The organism is Paracoccus versutus, assembly GCF_000763885.1.
Lineage (GTDB): Bacteria > Pseudomonadota > Alphaproteobacteria > Rhodobacterales > Rhodobacteraceae > Paracoccus > Paracoccus versutus.
Genome location: NZ_JRKO01000020.1, coordinates 1 through 25,730, shown reverse-complemented (window position 1 = coordinate 25,730; position 25,730 = coordinate 1). Strand labels below are relative to the sequence as shown.

The following is a 25,730-nucleotide window of genomic DNA, read 5'->3' as shown; positions in this document are numbered from 1 at the left end:
CTGCCTTCGCAAAATTGGCAAAGCCATCTATCCACAAGGCGCATCGCCGGTTAAACTACTGAAAAAGTGTTGATCTGCGAAGGTTGCGCCTACAAATTGCGAAGGTTGCGAAGATGACGAAAAGCTATATGGGCGTCCGGTTGCGCCGCTTGCGCGAGGAACGCGGCATGACCCAGGCGGCCCTGGCGCGGGCCCTGGGGATTTCGCCCAGCTATCTCAACCAGATCGAGCAGAACCAGCGCCCGCTGACCGTGCCGGTGCTGCTCAGGCTGAACGGCGCCTTCGGCCTCGATGTGCAGCTGTTCTCGGATGCCGATGAGGCGCGGCTGATCACCGACCTGCGCGCGGCGCTGGCCGACCAGGGCGCGCCGGCGGCGACGGCGGAATTGCGGGAACTGGTTTCGAACATGCCCGGCATCGCGCGGGCCATCATCGCCATGCAGGCCCGGCTGCGCGAAACCGCCGAGCGCGCCGACCTGCTGGCGGGCCGGCTGACCGAGCCGCAGGCCGCCGCCACCCCCGCCGCCTTCGAGGCGGTGCGCGACTGGTTCTATGACCGCCGCAACCATGTCCCGGACCTGGAGACCCCGGCCGAGGCCATCGGCTCGGCGCTGCCGCCGGGGCGGATGGTGGCGGGGCTGATCGACCGGCTGGCCGGGCGGCACGGCATCCGCATCGCGCTGGACGCAGGCAGCCTGCGCCGCTTTGACGCCGGCGCGCGCATCCTGCACCTGGCGCCGCACCTGACCGAGGGGCAGCAGGCCTTCCAGATCGCCACGCAGCTGGCCTTCCTGGAACAGGGCGAAACCATCGCCCGGCTTGCGGGCGATCCGGGGCTGGCCCCCGACGCGCAGGCGCTGCTGCGGATCGGGCTGGCGAATTACTTCGCGGGCGCGCTGGTCCTGCCCTATGGCGCCTTCCTGCGCGAGGCCGAGGCCGTGGCCTATGACATCGACCTGATCGCGCGCCGCTTCGGCGTGGGGTTCGAGACCACCTGCCACCGCCTGTCCACCCTGCAACGCCCCGAGGCGCGCGGCGTGCCGTTCTTTTTCATCCGCGTGGACCGGGCCGGGAACATCTCGAAACGGCAATCGGCGACGGATTTCCATTTTTCGCGCATCGGCGGCTCCTGCCCGCTGTGGAACGTCTACGAGGCGTTTTCCCGGCCGGGAGAGATCGTGCGCCAGATCGCGCAGATGCCGGACGGGCGCAGCTACCTGTGGATCGCGCGCATGGTCAGCCATGGCCAGGGCGGCTTCGGCGCCCCGGTCAAGACCTTCGCCGTGGCGCTTGGCTGCGACCTGGCCCATGCCGACCGGCTGGTCTATGCGCGCGGGCTGGACCTGAGGAACCCCGCGCTTGCGACCCGGATCGGCCCCGGCTGCAAGGTGTGCGAGCGTCCCGCCTGCCCGCAGCGCGCCTTTCCCATGGTCGGCCGCCCGCTGGCCGTCAGCACCGCCGAGGCCCGTTTCGCCCCCTATTCCAGCGGCGGCTGAGGCCGCGGCCCGGCGCGGCGGGCCAGGTCCAGGAAGCCGGCGATGTAGTCGGTGGCCTCCTCGCCGCGCCGGGTGCCCAGGTGGATCGACTTTTCCAGCCCGGCGCCGATGCGCAGGCCGCGGACCGGCAGGCCCGCGCCCTCTTCGCGCAGGAACCAGTCCGGCACGGCGCTGACGCCGCGGCCGGCCGCGACCAGTTGCAGCATCATCTCGGTCGTCTCGACGCTGCGGTGCTGGCGCGGCAGGCAATTTCCGGGCACCAGGAAGCGGGTGAAGATGTCCAGCCGCGTCGGCTCGACCGGATAGGTTATCAGCACCTCGGGCACCAGGTCGCCGGGCTCGACATGGTCGCGGCCGGCCAGCGGATGGTCCTGCGCCACCGCCAGCACCAGCTGATAGTCGAAGACCGCGGCATAGGCGATGCCCGGCAGCGCCAGCGGGTCGGGGGTGATGAGCAGGTCGATCTCGTGCCCCAGCAGCGCCGCGATGCCGCCAAAGCGAAAGGCGCTGCGCAGGTCCAGGTCCACGTCCGGCCAGGCCGCCAGATAGGGCGCGACCACCCGCATCAGCCATTGCTGGCAGGGATGGCATTCCATGCCGATGCGCAGCGCGCCGCGCTGGCCCTTGGCGAAATCCGCCAGCACCCGCTCGGCATGGTCGATCTGCGGCAGCACCCGCTGCGCCAGGGCCAGCAGGTATTCGCCGGCCTGGGTCAGCCGCAGCCCGCGCCCCTCCTTTTGCCACAAGGCGACGCCGTGGCGGGCTTCCAGCTTGCGGATGGCGTGGCTGACGGCGGATTGCGTCAGGTTCAGCCTGTCGGCGGCGGCGGTGACGCTGCCGAGGCGGTCCACCTCGCGCAGGATGGACAGGTGCTGGCGGTCGAGCATGCATGATCCTTGTTCATGGATTGATGAGAACATACCATTTCCGCTCATGTCTTTGCAGCCCTAGCCTGCGCGCCGACAGCAAACAGGAGCGATCATGGCACAGGCTGCAAATCTGGGGTTTCCGCGCATCGGCGCGCGGCGCGAGCTGAAATCGGCGCTGGAGGCGCATTGGCGCGGCGATCTGGACGAGGCCGGCCTGGCCCGGCAGGCGGCCGATCTGCGCGCGGCGCATTGGCAGGCACAGCGCGAGGCGGGGATCGCGGTCATCCCCTCGAACGACTTTTCGCTCTACGATCAGGTGCTGGACATGACCGCGCTGCTTGGCGCCGTGCCGGCGCGCTTCGGTCCGGTGGGCGCGCGCGTCAGCGCGGCGCAGTATTTCGCCATGGCGCGCGGGGTGCAGGACGCCCCGGCGATGGAGATGACCAAGTGGTTCGACACGAATTACCACTACATCGTGCCGGAATTCAGCCGCGGCCAGCAGTTCCGGCTGGCCGGGACGAAGCCGGTCGATGAGTTCCTGGAGGCCAGGGCGCTTGGCATCCACACCCGCCCGGTCCTGGTCGGGCCGGTGACATGGCTGTCGCTGGGCAAGGGCCGCGACGGGGTCGAGCCGCTGTCGCTGTTGCCGGGGCTGCTGCCGGTCTATGCCGAACTGCTGCGCCGGCTGACTGATGCCGGTGCCGACTGGGTGCAGATAGACGAGCCGATCCTGGTCACGGACCTGCGCGACGACCAGCGCGCGGCGCTGCGCGACGCCTATGCAACCCTGGCGGGGCAGGGGGTGCGGATCCTGCTGGCCACCTATTTCGGCGCGCTGGACGACAACCTGGACCTGGCGCTGTCCCTGCCGGTGCAGGGGCTGCACCTGGACCTGGTGCGCGCGCCGCAGCAATTGGGCCGCGTGCTGGCGGCGGGCAGCGACAAGCTGCTGTCGCTGGGCCTGATCGACGGCCGCAACGTCTGGCGTGCCGACCTTGGCGCGGCGCTGGCACAGGCGCAGGCGGCGGCGCGGCTGCATGGGCCGGGGCGGCTGCAGATCGCGCCCTCCTGCTCGCTGCTGCATGTGCCGGTCGATCTGGAGGCCGAGACCGGGCTGGATGCCGCGCTGAAGGGCTGGCTGGCCTTTGCCCGCCAGAAGCTGGCCGAGGTCGCCACATTGGCCCGCGCCCTGGACGAGGGCGAGGAGGCGGTGGCCGATGCGCTGGCCGGGAACGCCCGTGCCGTCCTCTCGCGCCGCAAGGCGACGCGCATCCACGACCCGGCGGTCAAGGCGCGCGAGGCGGGGGTGGCGCCGGCCGACCTGCGCCGCGCCTCGGCCTATCCGCATCGCCGGGCGGTGCAGGACAGGCGGCTGGGCCTGCCGGCTTTCCCGACCACGACCATCGGCTCGTTCCCGCAGACGCCCGAGGTGCGCCGCGCCCGCGCCGGCCACCGCAAGGGGCTGGTCTCGGACGCGGAATACGACGCCTTCCTGAGGGCCGAGACCGAGGCCTGCATCCGCCGGCAAGAGGCACTCGGGCTCGACATGCTGGTGCATGGCGAGTTCGAGCGCAACGACATGGTGGAATATTTCGGCGAGCAACTGGCCGGCTTTGCCTTTACCCGCATGGGCTGGGTGCAAAGCTACGGCTCGCGCTGCGTCAAGCCGCCGCTGATCTATGGCGACGTGTCGCGCCCGGTGCCGATGACGGTGGCCTGGGCGGCCCATGCGCAGTCGCTGACCGACCGGCCGCTGAAGGGCATGCTGACCGGGCCGGTCACGATCCTGCAATGGTCCTTTGTCCGCGACGACCAGCCCCGCGCCCGGACCTGCCGGCAGATCGCGCTGGCGATCCGCGACGAGGTGGCCGACCTGGAAGCCGCCGGGATCAAGGCGATCCAGATCGACGAGCCGGCGCTGCGCGAGGGCCTGCCGCTGCGCCGCGCCGAACGGGACGCTTATCTGCAATAGGCGGTCGAGGCGTTCCGGCTGTCGGCCAGCACGGTCGCGGACGAGACCCGGATCCACACCCATATGTGCTATTCCGAGTTCAACGACATCATGCCCGCCATCGCCGCGATGGATGCCGACGTGATCTCGATCGAGACCTCGCGCTCGGACATGGAGCTGCTGGGCGCTTTCGGCGATTTCGACTATCCGAACGAGATCGGCCCCGGCGTCTGGGACATCCACTCGCCCCGCGTGCCGCCCGAGGCCGAGATGATCACCCTGCTGCGCAAGGCGGCCAGCGTGATCCCGGCCGAGCGGCTCTGGGTCAATCCCGATTGCGGGCTGAAGACCCGCGGCTGGCCCGAGACCGAGGCGGCGCTGAAGAACCTGGTCGCGGCGGCAGGGGCGCTGCGCAAGGGCGATCTGGCGCCCCTGCCGGTCGAGGCGAGGGGGCGGTCCCAGCCGGCCGGCTGCGGCTGCTCTGCCGCGCAGGGCTGAGACTGCCCCGACTTCTTCCCCGTGGCGGCGTTTTCGGGGACAATCGCGGCTCTCCGGTGGGCAGGCCGGCGGTCACTGTCCCGGCCCCGGCTTGCGGCCCGAAACGGCGAAGCGGTGCTGGCCAAGCGCCGCAAGCCGTGCGCGGGACCAGAGGGGCCAGCGGCGGCTGTGCATCGCCCGCAGGTTCTCGTGCCGCAGATCGGTGAAGCCCGCCCCGCCGATCAGATCGGCGGCGTCCCGCGCCTGCAGACCGGCGCCAAAGGGCAGCTGCGCCATGATCCGCCCATGGTCGCGCCATTGCGCCGGCGTCACCAGGCTGTGGCTGTCCTGCATCCTGCCGAGCAGCCGGTCGAGCCGGGGCAGGGCGCGCTCGATCAGGCTTTGGCGGGCATGGTCCCCGTCGATGACCAGAAGCCGCCCGCCGGGCTTCAGGATGCGGAACCAGTCGCCAAGCGCGGCCTGCGGCGCGGGCAGGGTCCACAGCAGGTTGCGCGCGATGATCACGTCGTAGCGGTTGTCCGGCTCCAGCGTATTCTCGGCATCGGCGGCGATGAAGCCGAGGCGGGCGCCGGCCTCTTGCGCCTTGCGGCGCGCGCGCTCGAGCATCGGGCCGGCGAAGTCGAGCCCGGTGACGGCAAGGCCCGCCTGCCGCATCAGCAGCGACATGGCGCCGGTGCCGCAGCCCAGGTCCAGCGCAAGGTGGCCTTCGCCGGGGCCGAGGTGGCGCCGGATCAGCGCCAGCCAGGCGGCGGCCTCGCGCGCGGCCATCAGGCCATGGCCGGGGCTTTGGTCATAGGTCTCGGCGCGGTGGCTCCAATAGTCGCGGATGTCGTCCTTGACCGAACGGTTCCGCATGGTCCCGGCCGCGGCTCAGTCCGCTTTCCGCCGCTCGAGGATTTCCAGCATCCTCTGGCGAACGGCTTCGGGCAGGTCGTCGGGCAGGTCGGCCTCGGTCGCGGGCCTGTCGCCGACCTGGATCAGCATCGCCATGCCCATGGTGTAATGGGGCGAGCACTTGATGCCCCAGATGCCCTCGGCGTCCAGCGTGACCTCGATTTCCTCGTTGATCTTGCCGATGAATTTCTCGCCACCCTCGGGGATCATGCCGGCGATGGTGGCGGCGTTGTGGCCGGGGTCGGTGGCAAGGAAGCGGACCGTGTCGCCGGGCCGGACCACCAGGTAGTCCGGCTCGAACGGCATCGGGCCGGTGTCGTTGCGGTTAAGCATCCTGACCCCATGCAGTTCGGCCAGGGCGGCGGCGGGCAGCAGGCAGGCAAGAAGCGCGGCGCGAAGCAGCATGGGATGTCCTTTCAGGCAAGGCGTTGGAAGGCGAAGACCGGCCGGCCTCCGCGGGGATGGGGGATGATCTCGGCCTCGACCGCGAAGATCTCGCGGATCAGCGCCGGGGTCAGGATTTCCATCGGCGGCCCCAGCGCCACGCAGCGGCCCGCGCGCAGCACCATGACCCGCTCGCAGCGCAAGGCGTGATGCAGGTCGTGCAGCGCGATGACGGTGGTGACGGAAAGCCGCGCGACCAGGTCGAGGATGGCGATCTGGTGATGGATGTCCAGGTGATTGGTCGGCTCGTCCAGGAGCAGGATGCGCGGCGCCTGGGCATGGGCGCGCGCGATATGGACGCGCTGGCGCTCGCCCCCCGAAAGCGAGGCCCAGTCGCGTCCCGCCATATGCGCCATGTCCACGGCGTCGAGGGCCGCCGCGACGGCGTCGTCGTCCTGGGCACCCCATGGCCGCAGCGGGCCAAGCCAGGGCGTGCGGCCCAGCTCCACCGCGTCGCGCACCGTGATCCGCTCGGCCGTCTCGGCCGATTGCGCGACCAGCGCCAGCCGCCGCGCGATCTGCCGCCGCCCCAGCCGGGCCATGGGCCGGCCCTCCAGCCGGATCTCGCCGCGGCTGGGGCGCAGCAGGCCCGCCATCAGCCCCATCAGCGTCGACTTGCCCGATCCGTTCGGCCCGATCAGGCCCAGGGTCTCGCCCGGATGCAGGCGCAGGCTGATGTCGGACAGGATCTCGCGGCCGCGCACGGCATGGCTGGCGCCGACGGCTTCCAGGATGGGCGTCATCGCTGCCGGCCCCGGATCATGACCACGGCAAAGGCGGGCGCGCCGACCAGCGCGGTGATGACGCCGATGGGCAGCACCTGGCCGGGAATGACGATGCGCGAGACGACGTCGGACAGCACCAGGAACACCGCCCCCGCCAGCGCCGTCGCCGGGACCAGCCTGGCATGGCGCGGCCCGACGAGGATGCGCATCGCATGCGGCACCACCAGCCCGACGAAGCCGATGGCCCCGGCGATCGAGACCATGATCGCCGTCGCCAGCGAGGCCGTGCCGATCAGCAGCGCCTGCGTGCGCCGCAGGTCGATGCCAAGCGACGCGGCGCTTTCCGCCCCGAAGGCGAAGGCGTCGAGCGTGCGCGCATGCCACAGCCCCACCCCCAGCGCCAGCGCCGCCATCGGCACCGCGACCCAGCTGTCCGGCCAGCGCACGCCCGACAGGTTGCCCAGCAGCCAGAACATGATGCCGCGCGCCTGCTCGGCGCTGGCCGATTGCGCGATGATCAGCGCGGTCAGCGCATTGAACATCTGCGAGCCGGCGATGCCCGCCAGGATGATGACCCCGGCGCCGCGCATTCCGGTCCCGCCGCCGGCGGCGCGCGCCAGCGCCGCGACCAGCGCGAAGGCGGTCAGCGCCCCGGCAAAGGCGCCCGCCGACATGCTGAGCAGCCCTGCGCCGATCCCCGCCACCGCGACCGTGACCGCCCCGGTCGAGGCCCCGGCCGAAATCCCCAGCAGATAGGGCTCGGCCAGGGGGTTGCGCAGCAGCGCCTGCAGGATCAGCCCCGACAGCGCCAGGCTTGCGCCGCCGCAGGCCGCGACCACCGCCCGCGACAGCCGGTAATGCCAGATCACGCTGGCGTCGATCGGGTCGAGCGCCGCCGAGCCAAGCCCGGCCTTGACCGCCAGCACCTCGATGACGGTGGCCAGCGGAATGCGCGTCTCGCCCACCGCCGTGCCGAAGAGCAGCGCCGCGACCAGCACGGCGGGGGCCAGCCACAGCCAGCCCCGATTGCGCCCCGTGCTGCGGGTCGCGGCGCGCGCCCTCATTGCAGGTCGAACCCGGCCAGCGAGTCCGCCAGCGATTCCAGCGCATAGATCGCGCGCACCGAGGGGTCCATCGCATTGGCCGGCATGGTCAGGATGCGGTCGTTCTTCACCGCCTCCATCTCGCTTGTGACCGGGTCCGAGGTCAGGAAATCGCGCTTGACGGCGATGTCGTCGGCGGGAAAGCGGCGACGGTTCATCTCGGCCGCGACGATGAAGGCCGGGCCGGCCTTGGCGATGGTTTCCCAGCCGACGGTCGGCCATTCCTCGGGCGAGGCGACGACATTCTGCACCCCCAGCTTGGACAGCATCCAGCCCGGCACGCCATTGGCGCCCGCGACATAGGGGTCGATCTCGATCTCGGCCGAGGAATACCAGAACAGGCCCGACACGCCCTCGGGCAGGTCCAGCGCCTGCGCCCGCTCGACCGCCGCTGCCTCGCGCGCCTTCAGGTCGGCGATCACCTCGGCCCCGCGCTCCGATACGTCGAAGATCGCCGCCAGCTCCTCGACGCCCTGGTAAAGCAGCGCGGTGTCGAACAGGACCGAGCGCGCGCCGTCCATGCTTTGCGTATTGTCCTTGCCGACGCATTCGGTCGGCATGATCCAGCTGGGGATCTGCGCGTCGTCGAACATCTCGCGCGTGCCGACCGCGCCCTGCGGGCCGATCATCCATTCATAGGCCGTGACCACCAGCCCAGGCTTCTTGGCCAGCACGCTTTCGAAGCTGGGGGCGTTGTCGGCCAGCCGCTCGACCCTGGCGTCCGCCTCGGCGAATTCGGGCAGGACCGGGTTGATCCACAGCGCCGTGCCCGCCACCTTGTCGGCCAGCCCCAGCATATACAGGATCTCGGTCGTGCTTTGCCCGACGCTGACGACGCTTTCGGGCGCCTTGTCAAAAGTGACCTCGTGGCCGCAGCTGGTCAGGGTCAGCGGGTATTCGGTGCCCGCCAGCGCCATCGGCGCCAGGGTGGACGTGGCGATGATCGCCGTAGTGAGCCTCAGCATGATGTTTCCTTCCGCTACATCATGAACAGGCCGGATGAGCGGATGGAGACCGGGCCAATGCCGGTCGCAACCCCTCCCGAGCCGACCCGCTCGGATTGGTCAAACGTCGTCGGCAGGTCTCCTGACTGGCGGGTCACGGCAGGGATGCGGCCTTCCCATGGCACGGGGCCACAGTGGCGTTCTCGCATCCTGCTCGCCGCCTACAGTTGCGGGGGCAGTTCCGGTTCGGGGCCTTGCGACCCCGGCGGATTCCCTTTCAATTCCTTGCGGAAACCGACGCGCTCTCCCTAGCTTCCGGCGCGGGCGCTGGCAAGCGTCAGCATGGGCGCCCGGCCACGGCCTGCCTGCGGGCGCCTAGCCCTCCTCGAAGCTGAAGATCGCCAGGCTGCGCTCGCGCTCGTTCACGCGCAGCCGGCGGTTGATCGGGGCATGGGCGCGGGCCGAGCAATCCGGCCGCTCGCAGAGATAGCAGTTCAGCCCGATGTCCACCGGCCGGATGCGGTCCAGGTCGATGCCGTCGGCATAGACCAGCCGCGGCGCATAGGCCACGTCGCAGCCCAGCCCGATCGCCAGCCGTTGCGCCGGTGCGCCATGGGTGCCGCCGGCCCGCGCCACCGTGCGCGCGATCGAGAAATAGCTGGCGCCCTCGGGCATGCGGATCACCTGGGTCTGCACCCGGTCCGGCGTCTCGAAGGCGGCGTGGATGTTCCACAACGGGCAGGTGCCGCCGAAGCGCGAGAACGGGAATCGCCCGGCGCTGAAGCGTTTCGAGATGTTCCCGGCCCGGTCCACCCGCACGAAGAAGAACGGGATGCCCCGCGCCTCGGGGCGTTGCAGCGTCGACATGCGATGGGCGGTCTGCTCGAAACTGGCGCCGAAGCGATGGCCCAGCAGCTCGACGTCGTAGCGCACCGATTCGCAGGCGGCGAGAAAGCGGGCATAGGGCATCATCAGCGCCGCCGCGAAGTAATTCGCCAGGCTCACCCGCATCAGCGCGACGGCAGGCGGGTCGGCCAGTCCCGCCTCGTTGACCAGCCGGGTGATGAGCGGCTCCTGCTCCAGCCGGGCCAGCAGCACGCCGATCTGGAAGCGGCGGCTGGATTGCGCCAGCAGTTCCGACAGCATCAGCTCGCGCCGGTGCGGGTCGAAGCGGCGCAGCTGCTCGCCCATGACCGGGGCGGGCAGGATGCGCACAGCGATGCCATGCGCGGCCAGCCGGCCGGTCAGGGCCATGTGCGGCTCGTTGCGGTGCAGCGCCAGCTCCTCGGCCAGCGCCTCGGCGGCGCGGTCCAGCGCATCGACATGGTTGCGCCGGGCATAGAACCAGCCGCGCACCGCATCGACCGGGCGCGATGTGCCGGCCAGCGCCTCGACCTTGTCGCGGTCGGTCAGCGGGTTGTCGTCGGCCTGCGGCCGCAGCAGCGCCTGGCGGTGGCTGTCGTGCAGCCGCACGAAGGCCGCCGCGATCCGGGGCGAGGCTTGCAGCACCGCCTCGATCTCGGCGCGGGACGGCGCGCCCGCCTCCAGCGCCGGATCCTTCAGCGCCGCGGCGAAATCCGCCGCAAGCTGCGCGTCGGTCGAGGGCGCAAGCTCGGCGATGTTCATGTCATAGACCTCGGCCAGCCGCATCAGGAACCGCGCCGAGGCCGGGCGCTGGTCGGATTCGATCAGCGTGACATAGCTGGCCGAGACGCCCAGCTCGGCCGCCATCTGCGCCTGGGTCAGCCCCAGCGACTGGCGCAGCACGCGCAGGCGCTGGCCGATGATCAGTTTCTCGCCTCGGGCCATGTGACAAACCTTACAAGTTCTGCGGCTGCACGGTGACAAGATTGACCGCCACACCCGTTGTTTTCAAAGCAATAATGCACATGCAGCATGACATTACTACTGTGACATTACGCCGTGAATCACAGGAGGCCGCCATGCCGCTCGACCGCAATGCCCCACCGCTTCCGCCTGTCGTCCTGCGCGCCGTGCCGGGCGCGGATCATGTCCTGACCCCCGAGGCGCTGGGTTTCGTCGCCGCATTGCAGGCCCGCTTTGGCCTGCGGCTGCATGCGCTGATGGTCGCCCGCGCCCGCCGGCAGGAGCGCATCGACCGGGGCGAGTTGCCCGACTACCTGCCGCAGACGCGCGAGATCCGGCAGGGCATCTGGCAGGCCGCCCCCGTTCCGCCCGCGCTGGAGGATCGCCGGGTCGAGATCACCGGCCCGGTGGATCGCAAGATGATGATCAACGCGCTGAACTCGGGCGCGCGCGTCTTCATGGCCGATTTCGAGGATGCGACCGCGCCCAGCTTTGCCAATGTCATCGCCGGGCAGGCGAACCTGATCGACTATCGCGACGGCACGCTGGACCATGACGATCCCGCCACCGGCAAGAGCTATCGCGTCGGCCCGAACCCGGCGCTGCTGGTCGTCCGCCCGCGCGGGCTGCACCTACCCGAGGCGAATGTGCTGATCGGCGGCCAGCCGGTCTCGGCGGCGCTGTTCGATTTCGGCCTGTCGCTTTATCATTGCGGCCGGGCGCTGGCCGCGACCGGGCGCGGGCCGTTCTATTACCTGCCCAAGCTGGAAGCCCATGGCGAGGCGCGGTTCTGGAACGAGGTCTTTGCCTTTGCCCAGGACCGCATGGGGCTGGCGCAGGGCACGATCAAGGCCACCGTGCTGATCGAGACCCTGCCCGCCGCCTTCGAGATGGACGAGATCGTCTGGGAACTGCGCGACCATATCGCCGGGCTGAACTGCGGCCGCTGGGACTATATCTTCAGCTATATCAAGACCCTGCGCAACCATGCCGCCTATGTGCTGCCCGACAGGGCGCAGGTCGGGATGGAGGACGCCTTCCTGGCCGCCTATGCCGCCCGCGTGGTCAAGGTCTGCCATCGCCGCGGCATCCATGCCATGGGCGGCATGTCGGCGGCGATCCCCGTCCGGGGCGAGGCCGAGGCGAACGAGGCCGCCTTTGCCCGCGTCCGCGCCGACAAGCAGCGCGAGGTCGGGATGGGCTTCGACGGCTGTTGGGTCGCGCATCCCGACCTGGTGCCGGTGGCGCAGGCGGTCTTCGACGCCGCCATGCCCGGTCCGAACCAGATCCGCAAGCCGCGCCAGCAATGGCGGATCGAGCCCGCGATGCTGCTGAAACCGCATCAGGGCCGGATCACCGAGGCGGGCGTGCGGCTGAACATCCAGGTCGCCGTCGAATACCTGGCGCAATGGCTGTCCGGCCGCGGCGCGGTGCCGATCCAGAACATGATGGAGGATGCCGCCACCGCCGAGATCAGCCGCGCCCAGCTGTGGCAATGGATCCGCCACGGTGCCCCGGTCGCGCTGGAGGGCGGCGGGGAACGCCGGCTGACCGCCGATTGGCTGGGCGAGTTGATGCAGGCCGAGATCGTGCGCATCCTCGACCGGCTCGGCCCGAACGGGTTCCATCGCGGCCATTACGCCTCGGCCGCGCGCATCGTGCAAGAGGCGGCCACGGCCGAGACCCTGCCCGATTTCATCACCCTGCCGGCCTATGACCTGCTGAACGCGCTGGACTGAGGGGCCCGATGGACATCATCCGCACGCTTTCCCCCTTTGGCGGACCGCTTCCCCCCGGATGCCCCGCCTTGCCGCAAACCGCGGCTGCCGATCCCCGAACCGACCCTGCTGAAAGGAAGCATCATGAGCAGAAAGACTTTTTCGGAAATCCATGCGGAGGTGTCGTCCCGCTACCCCTCCGGTCAAACGCCGGGTGGCGTTTCGGTCGATGACATCGTGCAGCTGCGGCTGCAGAACACCTATGACACGCATCTGGACATCGCCCGCGGCATGGCCGGGGTCATGCGCGCCGACATGGCGGCCTATGACGCCGACCCCGGCAAGTTCACCCAGTCGCTGGGCTGCTGGTCGGGCTTTCACGCCCAGCAGATGATCAAGGCGGTCAAGCGCCTGCGCGGCACGGCCAGGGGCACCTATGTCTACCTGTCGGGCTGGATGGTCGCGGGCCTGCGCAACCGCTGGGGCCATCTGCCCGACCAGTCCATGCATGAAAAGACCGCCGTGGCCGACCTGATCCAGGAGATCTACGTCTCGCTGCGCCAGGCCGACGAGGTGGCGCTGAACGACCTGTTCAAGGCGCTGAAAGCCGCCACGACCGAGGCCGAGCGGCAGCAGGCCATCGCGGCGATCGACGGTTTCGAATCCCATGTCGTGCCGATCATCGCCGATATCGACGCGGGCTTCGGCAACGAACACGCCACCTATCTGCTGGCCAAGGAACTGATCAAGGCCGGCGCCTGCTGCCTGCAGATCGAGAACCAGGTCTCGGACGCCAAGCAATGCGGCCACCAGGACGGCAAGGTCACGGTCCCGCGCGAGGATTTCATCGAAAAGCTGCGCGCCTGCCGCCTGGCCTTCGAGGAACTGGGCGTGGACGATGGCGTCATCGTCGCCCGCACCGACAGCCTGGGCGCCGGGCTGACGCAGAAGGTGCCGGTCAGCCAGCGGCCGGGAGACCTGGCCTCGGACTATATCAAATGGCTGAAGGTCGAGCCGATCACCGAAGCGAACCCGATCCGCGAGGGCGAGCTGGCGCTTTACCAGAACGGCGCCTTCGTCAAGCCGGCGCGGCTGCCGAACGGGCTTTTCCCCTTCCGCGAGGGCACGGGGCGGCAGCGGGTGATCGAGGATTGCATCGCCAGCCTGACCCAGGGCGGCGCCGACCTGTTGTGGATCGAGACCGACACGCCCAACGTGGACGAGATTGCCGGCATGGTGGCCGAGATCCGCAAGGCGGTGCCGAACGCCAAGCTGACCTATAACAACTCGCCCAGCTTCAACTGGACGCTGAACCTGCGCAAGCAGGTGCGGGCGCAATGGCTGGCCGAGGGCAGCATTGCCGAGGCCGACTACCCGGACGGCAACGAATTGATGAAGCCCGATTTCGACGATACCGACCTGGGCCGCGAGGCCGACGCCCGGTTGCAACGCTTCCAGACCGACATCTCGGCCCGCGCGGGCGTGTTCCACAACCTGATCACGCTGCCGACCTTCCACCTGACCGCCAAGTCGGTGGACGAGCTCAGCCGCGGCTATTTCGGCGAGGAAAAGATGCTGGCCTATGTCAGGACCGTGCAGCGCCAGGAGATCCGCCGCGGCATCTCGGCGGTCAGGCACCAGCACGAGGTCGGCTCGGACCTGGGCGACAGCTTCAAGGAGATGGTCGCGGGCGAACGGGCGCTGAAGGCGGGCGGCCATGCCAATACCATGAACCAGTTCGCCGCCGAATAGGCCGGATCAGGCCGCGGCCGCCTGCCTTCGGTGGATTCGCTCATCGGCCCCGGCCTGCTTGCGCCGCGCCTGGTCCCTCGGGGGCGGCGCTTTTACCGTGCCGCCCGGCGCGTCCTTGTTCAGATCAACGCCCAATTGCCGCTGGCCGCCGCGGCGGCAAAGACCACGAGGTTCGCTGCCGCATGCGCCCATACCGCGTCGGTCAGCCTGCCGCGGCGCTTGTAGACAAGGGCAAAGGCCAGCCCGGCGACGAAGGCCGCCGTGCCGCTGTCATGGAGCAGCGCGAAGGCGGCCGAGGACACCAGCACGGCGCCTGCCTGCCCGGCCGGGCCGGGCAGCTTCAGCAGGTGGCCCAGCAGATAGCCCCGGAAGGCCGCCTCCTCGATCAGGGGCACCAGCAGCACGGTGCCGGCCAGGCGCAGCACGATCCAGCTTGCCGCCGCAAGCCCCAGCCCGGCGAAGGGCGGCGGGGGCGCCTCGCCCCCCGCGGCGACGCCGGCGGCAATCCACATGACGCCCACCGCGACGCCCACCAGCAGGGGCAGCGGATCGACGCGCCAGTCGAGCCCGGCCCAGACCGGAAGGAACAGGACCAGCCCCGCGCACATCGCCGGCACCCGGTAGGGATAGGCCGCTTCGGGATTGGTGAAGAATGTCGATACGAAAAGACCCGAGAGCAGCAATACCACCAGCGGCACCAGCATCGCGCTGACCGGATCGTGCCGGAAGGCGGCCGTCCTTGCGCCAAAGGCCGGGCCGGCCTTTTCGCCCCGCCACAGCGCCGGCACCAGATGCGCCGCGCCGACCATCCCGATGCTGAGCAAGGTGAACAGCAGCCAGCCCGCGTAGCTGTGAAAGGCATTGACCGCGAGGTCGGGCGATATGCGCGCCCCGATCCAGATCAGGACCGCGATGCGCAGCACGTTCAGGCCGAAACTGGCCAGCAGCCCGATCGGCAGCAGCACCAGGGCCAGAGGCAGGCGCAGGCGCCGCCGCTCGAGCGCGATGAAGCCGGCCATCACCAGGGTGATGAGCGCAAAGCCTTGCATCCCCGAGCATGGGTCGCCCACGCGGATGAGGAAATCGTCAAAGCCGATCACCATCTCGTTCGGGGCGGCCGCGACCCTTCCCGGCAGCAGGGCAAGCAGGCGCAGCACCAGCTCGAATGTGGCGGCGGTCAGGGGCGGCCAGCCCCAGGTGCCGTTGAACAGCCCGGTCAGTTCCGGCGAGAGCAGCGCGATCCCCATGGCCGCCCACAGCCAGGGGCCGCCCCGGCGCAGCACCGAAAGCCAGCAGGCGATGGGCGCGGTCCCGGCCAGCGCCGCCGCAACCGAAACGGCGGCGCCCGCCGCAAGGGCCAGGGCAAGCGGCGCCAGGCTGGCGGTCATGTCGCCCCAAAGCGCCGGCAGCAGCATGATCGCCAGCCCCGCCAGCATGGCGGCCGTCGCGGCGCCGGGCGACAGGCGGCCCGCACCGCTGCCGCCCGCGCCCAGGAAGCCGAAAAGCTGGGGCCGCGCGGTCATCGCCAGTCCGGTAAGCAGGGCCAGGGCAAGCAGCCGTCCCAGCCCCTCGCGCAGCGCGAGGCAAGCTTGCGGCGTCTGGAAATCCGTGCATTCGATCTCGACGAGGAACTGGTAGCAGAAGGCGACGATCAGCAGCTCGCCCAGCAGCAGGGCGGCGAAAAGGCCGAGCCTGCGCCAGCCGCTTGCAAGGAACGGCGCTTTCGGCGCAGGCGCTCCCGCCTGCCCATGATCTGGCCCGGCGCCGCCAACCGCCGCCGGGTCCGAGGGGTCGGCGCTGTCGGTCACGGGTTGACCGAGCGCCGGCGCCACTCCCAAAGCAGAAGCGCGACGATCACCGCGATCATCAGGACCGACGCGCCCGCGAACAGGTCGATCTCGGGGACGCTGTGGGGCGCGGTGGGGCTTGTCGGATGGGCGGGGCCGCCATGGCTTTCCGACGGATCGGCCAGCGCGAGGTGGGTGCCGGCGGCGGACAGGGTCAGCAGGACCAAAAGCGCAACATAGAACATCGAAACGGACCCAAATACCTAGGAAACGCGACAGCCGGACAAGAGCGTCGTTGACCAAGAATTCATCATGCAAGGAAAAGGGGCAACCTGTCAGAATCGCCAGGTTTCCGCTGTTCTGCCGGCCTGTTTCGGGTCAGGGCGGCAGTTCGGGGCGCATTTTCCGCAGGCGCGGCGAGCCTGCGATGGGTTCCGCCTGCGGCGGTGATGCCTTGCGGTGTCGCGGCCGGCCGGAATGATCCGCGGCAAGCGGGTCTCTGCGCTGATTGGGGTTGCCGGGGTGCAGGCGCTCAGTTGCGCAGGGCGGCTGCCGGCGACTGGCGATAGGCCAGCCAGGCCGGCAGCGCCGCCAGCAGCGCCGCGACCGCGGCAAGGATCGCCAGCATCGCGCCGTCCTCGGGCGTGAAGCCGACCGGCAGGCTGAAGCCGCGCTGCATGGCGAAGGCGCGCGACAGCAGGCTGGCGGCCAGGTAGCCGCCGCCATAGCCCAGCAGGATGCCAAGCCCGACCAGCACGGACAGTTCAAGCCAGACGATCCCGAACACCGCCGCCCGCGGCGCGCCAAAGGCCCGCAATGCGCCGATCTGCCGCCGGCGCTGGCCGACATGGATCACCGTCACCATCAGCAGCGCCGCCGCGACCAGAAGCTGCGTCCCGGCCGCGATGACCGCCAGCACCTGCCGGGCATCGCCCAGCGTCGCGTAAAGCCCGGTCAGGACTTCGCCCGGAAAGACCGCAAGCGTCCGGCCGTCCGCGCGATAATCCTGGCGCAGCCGGTAGGCGTCGGCGATGGTCTTGGGCTTGATCAGGATGGCCGGCAGGCCGGGCAGCGCGCCGCGATGCCAGTCCTCGTCCAGGGGCGCGTCGGCATCCATGCCGTGATGTTCATGCGCCTCCTCGTCCTCATGCGCGGTGTCGTGGCCGGCGTGGTCGTGGTCGTGGTCGTGACCGGCTTCAAGGCCCATGCCATGCACATGCCAGACCGCCTGGATCGGCACCAGGATCGCCCGGTCCCAGGGCGTGCCGGTCGGGTTCAGCCGGCCGCTCACCCGATACCGGATGCCTTCGTGTTCGTGCCCGCCCTGTTCGACCTGGCCATGGGTCGGCACGACCGCCTCGCCCGGTTGCAGGGGGACGGCCGAGCCGACGACGGCCTCGCCCTCGGTCCTGAACATCCCGCCTTGGGAAAAGCCGCCCGCGGTGGCCTCGATCAGGGTGGTGGTGGTGCCGATGATCGGGTAGCCGGCATGGAAGTCGCCGAAACCCACCGGCGCGGCCCATTCCACGCGCGGGTCGTCGTTCAACTCGGCCAGCACCTCGCCCGGCATCAGGGGCAGGGCGGCCGGTTGCAGGAAGACCGCCGAAAGCACCAGCTGGGTTTCGCTGCCCGGCGCGCCGACGATCACGTCGAACTTCTCGGCGGCGCGCGCGCTGCCCAGGCGCAGCGCGCGTTCCTGCAAGCTGACGCCGACGCCAAGCGCCACCGCCAGCGCGACCAGCAGGACGATCACCACGGAACCGGCCCAGAGCCGCTTCAGGTCGGCCAGGACAAAGCGGATCATGGCTGGGCCTCCGCCATGCTGTCGTACCGGACGGTGCCGTCCGCCATGGCGATCCGGCGCGGCAGGCGCGAGATCAGGCGCTGGTCATGGGTGACGACGATCAGCGTCGCCCCGGTCTGCGCGGCCAGTTCCAGCAGCAGGGTGGCGATGACCGCGCCGTTTTCGGGGTCGAGGCTGGCCGTCGGTTCGTCCGCGACGATCACGCCGGGATTGCGCAGCAGCGCGCGCGCGGCCGCGACGCGCTGCATCTCGCCGCGCGACAGGGTCTCGACCGGCTGGTCCGGCCGCGACAGGCCGGCGCGGGACAGAAGCGCGGCCGCGCGCGCCCGGATGGCGCCGTCCGCCACGCGCGCCAGCCGGGCGGGCAGCAGCACGTTCTCCAGCGCCGAAAGCCCCGGAAACAGGTGGAAATCCTGCATGACCAGGCCGATATTGGCGCCCCGCCAGCGGTCGCGGCGGCCTTCGGAAAGCTGCGCGATGTCGCATTCGTCCCAGAACACGCGGCCCTGGGTCGGGCGGGCCAGGCCGGTGATGACATTGACCAGCGTGGATTTCCCCGACCCCGAGGGGCCGATCACCGCGACCTGGCTGCCGGCGGCGATGTCCAGTCGCGGGATGTGCAGGACCGGCGCGGGCAGGCCGGGAAACGAGACTTCGGCAGCGTCGAGGTGCAGGCAGGGCATGATGCGATCTCAGACCGTGGCATAGCGCGCTTCGCGCAGCCGCAGCTGGCTGACGAAGCCGGTTTCGGGGTCGATCCAGGAGCCGCGCTCGAGCCGGCCGACTGCCTCGATCATCTGGTTGGGTTGGGTAAAGGTCTGACGCCGGTCCAGGTAGACCACGACGATGTTGTCCGGCCAATCCGCATCGGACGAGCAGAAGGGGCAAAGCGCCATCGGGATCTCGGACAGGACGAAGAACTGCGCCTCGGCCTTCAGCGGCGGGGCCATGAAGCCGCGGATGCTGACCGTCTTGCCGGTCAGCAGCTTGACCTTGTCCGAGAACTCCAGCCCCAGCACGCCGTATGAGGCATAAAGCTCGTCGAAGGTCAGCGCGGGCGCGCGGGCCAGCGCCGGGACCGGGGCACCCAGGGCCAGCAGCGCCGCCAGCCCGCCCAGGCAGGCGCGGCGGTCGGGACGGAAACGGATCGGGTCTTGGGGACGGGTCATCCTGCATCTCCGGCAAGGAATACGGTTCGGCCTGTCCGGGGGGGAAACCCCGGACAGGCCGCAAGGCTCACTTCTGCACGGTGCCGAGGGCAAAGGCGTCGGCCAGGATCTTGTAGACGTCGGACTGCTCCATATAGCCCTTGAACGCCTCGGCGCCGGGGCCGGCGGCCTGCAGCACGATGTCGTCCACGGCATGGACGGCGGTGTCGTTGTCCTTGGGCAGGTTGCCTTCGCGGAAGACCGCGCCGGGCAGATCCTTGTAGGCTTCGTTGGCGACATATTCGCCGTTCTCGTTCTGCACCGCCGGCTGGAACGGGCCGTCCAGCTTCGGACCCCAGGTCTCGTAATGGTCGGGATAGTTCGAGGCGAAGATCGCGAAGCGCCGCGCCACGTCGACCGAGTCGGGATAGCCGTCGCCATCGGCATCGACATAGTCGGGAAAGCCCGCCTCGTCATAGACGCCGACCTTCTGGCGCATTTCGTCGCCGGGCCGGTTGTCGTCGATGGTGCCGATCAGCGAGACGCCATGGGTATGGTCGCCCGTGACCACGATCAGCGTGTCGGGGTTGGCCTCGGCGAATTCGCGGGCCAGGGCCACGACCTGGTCCAGCTCGATGGTCTCGACCACGGCGCGATCCCAGTCCATCGGGTGGGACATCTTGTCGATCGAGGCGCCCTCGACCATCAGGAAGAAGCCGTCGGGGTTCTTCGACAGCTGGTCCAGCGCCGATTTCGTCATCTCGACCAGGCCGGGCTGGTCGGGGAACTTGTCGACGGTGCCCTTCTTCAGCTGGTTGCGGTCCAGCCAGGTGTCCATGTTGCCGGTGTGGAACAGGCCCAGCAGCTTGCCGGCATTGCTGCCCGCCGCCGCGGCCAGTTCGTCCTTGCTGGTCGCCAGCGCATAGCCGGCATCCTTGAACAGCTGGATATAGTCCTTGTCGTCCTTGCGCTTCGAGCCGGGGATGTCGGCCTTGAGGAAATAGGCCGAGCCGCCGCCCAGGATGACCTCGGGCTGGACGTCGTGGAACATGCCGACGATCTCGGCCTTGTCGGCGCGCTTGCGGGTATGGGCCACGACCGCCGCCGGGGTCGCGTCCTGCAGTTCCGAGGTCGAGACGACGCCGATCGCCTTGTTGGTGGTGCGGCGCAGCGCCTCGGCGATGGTTTCGACCCTGGGGTCGTCCAGGCTGTCCGGGGTGCGGTCGGCATAGACGCCAAGCGCGTTCACGCGGCTCTTGTGGCCGGTCATGTAGGCCGAGGCGGTGTTGGCCGAATCGGTGGCGATGGAATGGGTGGACGAGGTGCCGATGAAGGCCATGTGGTCCAGGTCGTCCATGGCCAGGCGGCCGTTGGCCTTGCCCTCGGTCATGCCCTTGGACATGATCCGCGCCGCGGTGCGATGCGCCACCGACAGGCCGTCGCCCAGGATGAAGATGACATTCTTCGCCTTGGCGGTCTCGGCGGTCGAATAGACCTCCCAAGTCACCGACTTCATCTCGTTGCCGGCCTTGACCTCGACCGTGTATTGGCCCGGTTCGGCCAGCGCCAGGTCGCGCAGGATCAGGGCCGAGCCGAGGGCCGCGTCGTCCTCGCCCTTTTCCTCGGCCACGAATTCGGCCGGCTTGCCGAAGACCTCGGCATAGGGCTTGCCGTTCACGGTGACGGCCAGGTCGCCTTCGGGATGAACCTCGTCCAGCTCGATCTTGAAATCGAAGGGAGAGTTCACCAGGATCGTCGCCCGGTCGAGCGGATAGATCGTGGCGGCCTGGGCAGCGCCCGTCAGAAAGGTCGTTGCCGCAAGCATCGCAAACAGATTTCGCATGATCGCCTCTTGTGGGTTTCGAAAAAACGGAGGGTTTTCCCGCAAGGGCGGCCTAGTCCCCTTCTGTGGCGCGAACGTGACAGAATGGCTGGGTGGCGGCGCAATCTTCCCGAAAAGGGCGATTTTCAGCAAAATCCCAGCCGTTTCATTATGTTATATCATATCGATTTGGCTGAGCCGGCATGACCGGAGAACCCGTGGGACTCGGTTTGCAGGCGGACGGGTCCGGTGGCGGATGCCGGGCAGGGGGCTGCCCCTGCGCCATCGCATCGCGGCAAATCCGATCCGCAAGGCCATCGGTGCGCAGGATGCATGGATGCCTCCGCTGCCGCAGTCCCGTCGGTTCTTGCGGAGAAGGGGTCGGGATGGTCAGCCGGGCAGGGTGATGACGATCGCCCCGCGATCCGTCGCCACCACCGTATGCTCATATTGCACCACCGGGGCAGGGGGCTGGCTGTAGAGCGTCCAGCCGTCATCCCCCTCGGTCGCCCAGAGGCCGCCGGCCGAGAGGAACGGCTCGACGGTCAGCACCAGCCCCTTGTCGATGCGGCGCTTCTCGGTTCGGCTGGGCCAGGTCGGGATGTCCTCGGGGTATTCGTGCAGCGACCGCCCGACGCCATGGCTGGCGAGATTGCGGATCAGCGTATAGCCGCGCCCCGCGGCAAAGCGGCCGATGGCCCTGCCGATGCCGGCAAGCGGCCGGCCGCTGCCGACCTGGGCGATGCCGATCTGCATGGCGCGCCGGCCGTCGCGGCACAGCCGGTCCAGGGCGGGCCGCACGGGCGCGATGCGATATGTCGCCCCGGTATCGGCGAAATAGCCGTTCTTCGAGGCCGAGACGTCGATATTGACCAGGTCTCCCGCCGCGATCACCCGGCCGCCGGGAATGCCATGGGCGATTTCCTCGTTCACGCTGATGCAGGTCGCGCCGGGAAAGCCATAGGTGGACTGCGGTGCCGGGACGGCACCCTCGCGATCCAGCAGCGTGCGGCCGATCCCGTCCAGCTCGCCGGTGGTCATGCCGGGTTCCAGCGCCTTCGCCATGGCCTGCATGGTGTTGGCGACGATCCGGCCGATGTCCTTCAGCCCGTCGAGTTCGTCCTGGTTGGTGATCGTCATGCAGTGGTTTCCCTTGAGACGCGGATGGACTGGCCAAGGCCGGCAGGGAAGCGCCGGCATCCCCCGCATCGCCCATCCTACGGGGCTCCGCCGAACCTCGCCAGATGCTTCCGGGAGGTTCAGGGGGAATACCCACTCGGAATGCGGAATGGCGGTTTTCGCTGCGGCCAGCCGCGCGGGCTTTGCAGGTTCCGGCCAAAGCGGCTTTGCGGGTTGCAGGGGACGGGATGCCTTCAGGGCGCGCTGTGATCGAGGACGGTGCGCATCAGGCGCCGCAATTCTTCGTCCGGCTCGTCCGGCTCCGCCTTGGCCAGCGCCTCGGCCAGCACGGGCCATCCCAGGACGCGGACCGCATAGGTCGCCGCCCTCCTGTGCCCCGCCAGCGGCGAGGCGAAGGCCTTGGCAAAGGCATCGGCGACCCGCTGGTCGTAGTCCTGTCCCACGGCCGCCAGGGCCACCCGGACCAGTTGCCGCTCGCTGTCGTCACGCGCCAGCAGGGCAAGATGCTGGTCCAGCGTCCCATAGGCTGCGGTCGCGTCGAAGGCTTGCAGGATCGCGGCGGCGGCCTCGGGGTCGCTGGCCTGGGCATCGACATGGGCGATGCGGTTGGTCCGGTCGAGCGTGAGCGTCACCAGAAGCTCGGGGTCATGCGACTCCATCCAGCGGATCGCGCCCGCGGAATCCCCCGCCATGTCCGGCACCGTGAAAAGGTCTAGCGGCGTTTCCGCATTCAGCAGCCGGATCGCCTCGAACGCGCCTTGCCTGACCTTGTCGAGGTCGTCCTCGAGCGCGACATATCTGCCGAAGGAAAGCAGGTCGTCGTCATCCTGGCCCTGGGTCATGGGTATCGGCTCCTGAGGAAGGCGACCATGCTGGCGATGAGCTGCTGCGCCGCCGCCGCCTGCTCGGCCGGGGTCGAGGCGCGGCGGCCCGCGCGGCTTACGTTCGATAATGCCCATGAACGAAACGCCTGCGCAAGGTCGCGCAGGGCCTGGTCCTCGCCCAGCACCGTCATGGCGCCGGCCTGCTGCCGAAGCACCCGGTCGAGAAGCTTGAAGATATTGCCGGTGCGCCTGTGGCGGGCCTGGCGGGCACTCGCGATCTGGCCGCGGGTGAAGCTGCCCCTGTCCTGGCGGCCCCGGAAGTCCTGGTCGGCGGCGACCGAGGCGCCGCGCGGCGCCATCGGGGCGTATTCGCCGCGCGCCGCCTCGAGCCGCGGGTCGATCATGCCGCGTTCCTCCAATGAGCGGGCGGTGGCGCGCGCCGCAAGCTGGCCCGGCGCGCGAATGGGTTCCACCACGTTGCGCAGCTGGCCCGCGTCAGGGCTGTCGAGATGTTCGGCCCGGAACCCCTCGTAGGCGGGCGCATTCGCCTGGAACAGCATCGAGGAACGCCGCACGTCGCGGATATAGGCCGGCCGGCTGCCCGGCATGCTGATCGAGGCGTGGAACGGCCCCGAGAACCTGCCGAACCTTGCCCGACCCAAGGGCAGGGGCAACTGGCCCGGAGCGGACAGGAACCGGCGCCCGGCAAAGACGACATCGGCCTCGTTCAGGCCCGCGCCGGCCGTGACCTCGCGGCCTTCGCGCATCTGCCGCTCAAGCTCGGCCGACTGGGCGCGAACGGCGGGATTGGACGCCCGCTCCTGCTCGAACAGCCGTTCGGCCTCGCGCAGGATCGGCTCCAGCGCCCGGCCGATGCGCGCCGGGCTGAGCTGCGCGATGCGCCCCGCGGGGGAAGATGGGTTGATCCGGGCGACGATGGAATCGCCCTGCCGTTCCAGCGAGGTCAGGCGATAGCGCAGCCGCCAGAAGGTCAGCCTTGCGCCAAGGCCCAGGCGCGAGACGCCGCGCCGCGCCAGTTGCTGGACCTGCGGCTGGATCGCCCGCACCGCCCGGTCCAGCCGTTCGCGCTGGCGGCGCTCTTCCTCCTGGCGGCGGCGGCGCCGGCGGTCGGCATCGCTTTCGGAACGCTCGCGCCTGCGGTCGCGGCCGCGATCCCGGTCCCGCTGGCGGCGGTCCGCGGCGCGGCGGTCGCGGCGGGCCTGGTCGCGGGCGCGGCGGCGGGCATCGGCGCTGCCGCCGCGGTCGTCCCCGTCATCGCGCCGCCGCCCCCGGCCGCCCGCGCGCCGGTCGCCGCTGCGCCGCCGCCGGCGCTCCATGAACTGGCGGAAACGCTGCTGGATGCGGGCGACGATGCGGCCGAAGGGCCGCGCGATGGCCCCCAGCAGGCGGCGGATCAGCGCATCGACGCCAAGGAAGGTCAGCACCATGTCCACCGCCGCGACGATGCCATGCGCCAGGGCGCGCGCGAAGGCCGCCGCGCCATTGCCGGGCGCCGCCACCTGCATGACGAATTCCAGGAAGGCGCGGGCGGCCGAGAACAGCGACTGCACCAGCGACCAGGCCGCGCGGATCGCGTCGATCACCGCCATGATCGCGCCCGCGCCGGGGATCAGCTTCAGCGCAAGCTGGGTGGCCAGCCAGATCATCGCGGCGCTCGCCATCGCGGGCATCAGCAGGGGCAGGCTTTCGGTGATCAGGCCGATCATGCTGGTCGCCAGCGCGGTCAGCATCTCGACCCAGTTCGGCGGCAGGTTCATCAGCAGCTGCAGGCCGGGAACCTTGTTGAAGAACCATTCCTTGAAGGTTTCCTTCAGCGAATCCCACAGGTGGTTCTTGACCCCTTCCTGCGCCTGCGACCCGGCCGCCGACAGGAATGCGCCGATCCCCATCCGCGTCACCCGCGCCATCAGCGCCATGAACTCGCCAAGCGCATCGGCCAGCGCCTTGATCGCCGCGGCGATGCGATCGACGAGGCCGGCATTCTCGGCCTGGATCTCGGCCAGCTTCGCATCCATCTCGCGGATGGCGCGCTCGCGTTCGCGGTCCAGCGCGGCAAGGGCGGCGCGCTGCGTCGCCTCGATGCGGCTTTCCATCGCCTGGAACTGCGCCTGCGCGCGGGTCAGCGCCGCCTGCGCCTCGGCGTCCAGGTTGCCCTTGTTGGCCTCGACCAGCTGGTCGATGGCGGCCTTCGCCTCGGCCAGGATGGCCTTGCAGTCGTCGATGGTGCGCTGGATGCTGCCGCGGATCTCGTTCAGCAGCGCGTCGATGTCGGCGATATACTGGTTGCGGTGGCGGTCGTAGAGTGCCTTGACCTCGGGCAGGCTGTTGATCGACAGCAGCCAGTCCCGCGCGCGGTTGTAAAGCCCCTTGGCGCCGGTATAGCGCCGCGCCTTGAACGCCTCCAGATCGGCCCGGACGCCCGAGGCAAAGGCCTCCAGCCGCTGGCCCTGGCGGTCGCGAAAGCTTTGCACCGCATCGCTTTCCAGCGAGCCCAGCTTTTCGTTCACCTGCCCCTCGGCGGTGGCATAGGTCGCGTTGATCTGTTCGGCCAGGCTGCGCTGGCCGGTCTCTTCGCCCGAGCGGGTGCCGGTCTGCTCGCCGCTCACCGCCTCTTGCGCCGCCTCCCGCCCGGCCTCCATCCCGCCGACGCTTTCGGCCTCGGTCGCGGCCAGCCCCGCCGCGGCCTCTTGCGTGGCGGCGGTCTCGGTCGCGCGGGCGTCGGTCGCGGCGCCGTCCACGTTCTCGTTCAGCTCGTCCTTGTCGTCGCCGATGGCGCGCAGCGGGCCTTCCTCGGCCTTGGCCAGGGTCGCGTCGTCCACGCCATGTTCGGCCAGCGCCTCGTCGGCGGCTTCGCGGAACTCGCTTGCGTCCAGCGATTCCTCGGGCACCGCGGGGGGTGCCGCGCCGGTCAGGCCCGGTGCCGCGGTCGCCGGGGCGGCGACGGGCGCGGGCTGGGGCACGGC

General features: G+C 69.9%; 19 protein-coding genes, 1 pseudogene and 1 riboswitch. Of the genes and pseudogenes, 4 read left to right on the top strand and 16 right to left on the bottom strand.

The features are described 5' to 3' along the window. Positions 1–113 precede the first annotated feature (113 nt). Positions 114–1,496, top strand: a complete 1,383-nt coding sequence (locus IT40_RS10655; RefSeq protein ID WP_036754372.1) for a short-chain fatty acyl-CoA regulator family protein — start codon at positions 114–116, stop codon at positions 1,494–1,496. Here IT40_RS10655 and IT40_RS10650 read toward each other — a convergent pair. Next, entirely contained in the window at positions 1,478–2,383 is a 906-nt protein-coding gene (locus tag IT40_RS10650) for a LysR family transcriptional regulator (RefSeq protein WP_036754369.1), read from the bottom strand. The two genes, IT40_RS10655 and IT40_RS10650, sit on opposite strands and share 19 nt — an antisense overlap. A 94-nt stretch (positions 2,384–2,477) precedes the next feature. Between IT40_RS10650 and metE the strand changes: the two are divergent. Beyond that, positions 2,478–4,814: pseudogene (gene metE / locus IT40_RS10645) on the top strand (5-methyltetrahydropteroyltriglutamate--homocysteine S-methyltransferase). 72 nt (positions 4,815–4,886) lie between these two features. On the opposite strand, the gene IT40_RS10640 reads toward metE, so the two are convergent. From IT40_RS10640 to IT40_RS10615, 6 genes are all read right to left on the bottom strand, one after another. Further along, on the bottom strand, positions 4,887–5,669 hold the full coding sequence (locus IT40_RS10640; RefSeq protein ID WP_036754367.1) for a methyltransferase domain-containing protein: 783 nt from the start codon (positions 5,667–5,669) through the stop codon (positions 4,887–4,889). Between the two features lie 15 nt (positions 5,670–5,684). Next, positions 5,685–6,113 (bottom strand): pseudoazurin, encoded by a 429-nt coding sequence (locus tag IT40_RS10635; protein ID WP_036754364.1) that lies wholly within the window; start codon positions 6,111–6,113, stop codon positions 5,685–5,687. An 11-nt stretch (positions 6,114–6,124) separates the two neighbouring features. Then, complete coding sequence (locus tag IT40_RS10630; protein ID WP_036754362.1) at positions 6,125–6,895, bottom strand: ABC transporter ATP-binding protein; 771 nt, start codon at positions 6,893–6,895, stop codon at positions 6,125–6,127. Further along, on the bottom strand, positions 6,892–7,941 hold the full coding sequence (locus tag IT40_RS10625) for a FecCD family ABC transporter permease (RefSeq protein ID WP_036754359.1): 1,050 nt from the start codon (positions 7,939–7,941) through the stop codon (positions 6,892–6,894). The genes IT40_RS10630 and IT40_RS10625 overlap by 4 nt, the downstream gene beginning before the upstream one ends. Continuing rightward, complete coding sequence (locus tag IT40_RS10620) at positions 7,938–8,945, bottom strand: ABC transporter substrate-binding protein (protein ID WP_036754356.1); 1,008 nt, start codon at positions 8,943–8,945, stop codon at positions 7,938–7,940. The genes IT40_RS10625 and IT40_RS10620 overlap by 4 nt, the downstream gene beginning before the upstream one ends. Before the next feature lie 94 nt (positions 8,946–9,039). Beyond that, positions 9,040–9,238: riboswitch (cobalamin riboswitch) on the bottom strand. A 61-nt stretch (positions 9,239–9,299) separates the two neighbouring features. After that, positions 9,300–10,733: a helix-turn-helix domain-containing protein gene (locus IT40_RS10615; RefSeq protein ID WP_036754354.1), complete on the bottom strand. Its 1,434-nt coding sequence runs from the start codon at positions 10,731–10,733 to the stop codon at positions 9,300–9,302. Between the two features lie 134 nt (positions 10,734–10,867). On the opposite strand from IT40_RS10615, the gene aceB reads away from it, so the two are divergent. Together aceB and IT40_RS10605 are read left to right on the top strand one after the other, a co-directional pair. Next, positions 10,868–12,490: a malate synthase A gene (aceB, locus tag IT40_RS10610; RefSeq protein WP_036754349.1), complete on the top strand. Its 1,623-nt coding sequence runs from the start codon at positions 10,868–10,870 to the stop codon at positions 12,488–12,490. 123 nt (positions 12,491–12,613) lie between these two features. Next, positions 12,614–14,221: an isocitrate lyase gene (locus IT40_RS10605; RefSeq protein WP_036754501.1), complete on the top strand. Its 1,608-nt coding sequence runs from the start codon at positions 12,614–12,616 to the stop codon at positions 14,219–14,221. A 119-nt stretch (positions 14,222–14,340) separates the two neighbouring features. Here the strand turns inward: IT40_RS10605 and xrtE are convergent, their stop codons facing one another. The 9 genes from xrtE to IT40_RS29245 all read right to left on the bottom strand — a co-directional run. After that, positions 14,341–16,029 (bottom strand): exosortase E/protease, VPEID-CTERM system, encoded by a 1,689-nt coding sequence (xrtE, locus tag IT40_RS26740; protein ID WP_052095855.1) that lies wholly within the window; start codon positions 16,027–16,029, stop codon positions 14,341–14,343. After that, positions 16,026–16,253, bottom strand: a complete 228-nt coding sequence (locus IT40_RS29250) for a hypothetical protein (RefSeq protein ID WP_036754346.1) — start codon at positions 16,251–16,253, stop codon at positions 16,026–16,028. The genes xrtE and IT40_RS29250 overlap by 4 nt, the downstream gene beginning before the upstream one ends. 287 nt (positions 16,254–16,540) lie before the next feature. Continuing rightward, positions 16,541–17,812, bottom strand: coding sequence for an FtsX-like permease family protein (locus tag IT40_RS10590; protein ID WP_036754343.1), 1,272 nt, complete (start codon positions 17,810–17,812; stop codon positions 16,541–16,543). After that, positions 17,809–18,495 (bottom strand): ABC transporter ATP-binding protein, encoded by a 687-nt coding sequence (locus tag IT40_RS10585; RefSeq protein ID WP_036754339.1) that lies wholly within the window; start codon positions 18,493–18,495, stop codon positions 17,809–17,811. Before IT40_RS10585 ends, IT40_RS10590 begins: the two co-directional genes overlap by 4 nt. Before the next feature lie 9 nt (positions 18,496–18,504). Next, a complete protein-coding gene (locus IT40_RS10580) occupies positions 18,505–18,981 on the bottom strand; it encodes a hypothetical protein (RefSeq protein WP_052095854.1) in 477 nt (158 codons plus the stop codon). 67 nt (positions 18,982–19,048) lie between these two features. Beyond that, a complete protein-coding gene (locus IT40_RS10575) occupies positions 19,049–20,803 on the bottom strand; it encodes an alkaline phosphatase (RefSeq protein WP_036754336.1) in 1,755 nt (584 codons plus the stop codon). A 369-nt stretch (positions 20,804–21,172) separates the two neighbouring features. Continuing rightward, on the bottom strand, positions 21,173–21,922 hold the full coding sequence (gene map / locus IT40_RS10570; protein ID WP_036754333.1) for a type I methionyl aminopeptidase: 750 nt from the start codon (positions 21,920–21,922) through the stop codon (positions 21,173–21,175). A gap of 233 nt (positions 21,923–22,155) precedes the next feature. Beyond that, positions 22,156–22,764 carry a hypothetical protein gene (locus tag IT40_RS10565; RefSeq protein WP_036754330.1) on the bottom strand — a complete coding sequence of 203 codons (609 nt, stop codon included), beginning with the start codon at positions 22,762–22,764 and terminating at the stop codon, positions 22,156–22,158. Further along, positions 22,761–25,730 (bottom strand): hypothetical protein (locus IT40_RS29245; RefSeq protein ID WP_036754327.1); only part of this gene is annotated, 2,970 nt, incomplete at its 5' end. The genes IT40_RS29245 and IT40_RS10565, both read right to left, overlap by 4 nt.

What these genes read in the sequence shown, in the direction of transcription:
- IT40_RS10605 (WP_036754501.1), top strand. Translation starts at nt 12,614, where the DNA reads ATGAGCAGAAAGACTTTTTCGGAAATCCATGCGGAGGTGTCGTCCCGC.
- map (WP_036754333.1), bottom strand. Translation starts at nt 21,922, where the DNA reads ATGACGATCACCAACCAGGACGAACTCGACGGGCTGAAGGACATCGGC.
- IT40_RS10575 (WP_036754336.1), bottom strand. Translation starts at nt 20,803, where the DNA reads ATGCGAAATCTGTTTGCGATGCTTGCGGCAACGACCTTTCTGACGGGC.
- IT40_RS10580 (WP_052095854.1), bottom strand. Translation starts at nt 18,981, where the DNA reads ATGACCCGTCCCCAAGACCCGATCCGTTTCCGTCCCGACCGCCGCGCC.
- IT40_RS10585 (WP_036754339.1), bottom strand. Translation starts at nt 18,495, where the DNA reads ATGCCCTGCCTGCACCTCGACGCTGCCGAAGTCTCGTTTCCCGGCCTG.
- IT40_RS10625 (WP_036754359.1), bottom strand. Translation starts at nt 7,941, where the DNA reads ATGAGGGCGCGCGCCGCGACCCGCAGCACGGGGCGCAATCGGGGCTGG.
- IT40_RS10635 (WP_036754364.1), bottom strand. Translation starts at nt 6,113, where the DNA reads ATGCTGCTTCGCGCCGCGCTTCTTGCCTGCCTGCTGCCCGCCGCCGCC.
- IT40_RS10630 (WP_036754362.1), bottom strand. Translation starts at nt 6,895, where the DNA reads ATGACGCCCATCCTGGAAGCCGTCGGCGCCAGCCATGCCGTGCGCGGC.
- IT40_RS10590 (WP_036754343.1), bottom strand. Translation starts at nt 17,812, where the DNA reads ATGATCCGCTTTGTCCTGGCCGACCTGAAGCGGCTCTGGGCCGGTTCC.
- IT40_RS10650 (WP_036754369.1), bottom strand. Translation starts at nt 2,383, where the DNA reads ATGCTCGACCGCCAGCACCTGTCCATCCTGCGCGAGGTGGACCGCCTC.
- IT40_RS29250 (WP_036754346.1), bottom strand. Translation starts at nt 16,253, where the DNA reads ATGTTCTATGTTGCGCTTTTGGTCCTGCTGACCCTGTCCGCCGCCGGC.
- IT40_RS10615 (WP_036754354.1), bottom strand. Translation starts at nt 10,733, where the DNA reads ATGGCCCGAGGCGAGAAACTGATCATCGGCCAGCGCCTGCGCGTGCTG.
- IT40_RS10620 (WP_036754356.1), bottom strand. Translation starts at nt 8,945, where the DNA reads ATGCTGAGGCTCACTACGGCGATCATCGCCACGTCCACCCTGGCGCCG.
- IT40_RS10565 (WP_036754330.1), bottom strand. Translation starts at nt 22,764, where the DNA reads ATGACCCAGGGCCAGGATGACGACGACCTGCTTTCCTTCGGCAGATAT.
- aceB (WP_036754349.1), top strand. Translation starts at nt 10,868, where the DNA reads ATGCCGCTCGACCGCAATGCCCCACCGCTTCCGCCTGTCGTCCTGCGC.
- IT40_RS10640 (WP_036754367.1), bottom strand. Translation starts at nt 5,669, where the DNA reads ATGCGGAACCGTTCGGTCAAGGACGACATCCGCGACTATTGGAGCCAC.
- IT40_RS10655 (WP_036754372.1), top strand. Translation starts at nt 114, where the DNA reads ATGACGAAAAGCTATATGGGCGTCCGGTTGCGCCGCTTGCGCGAGGAA.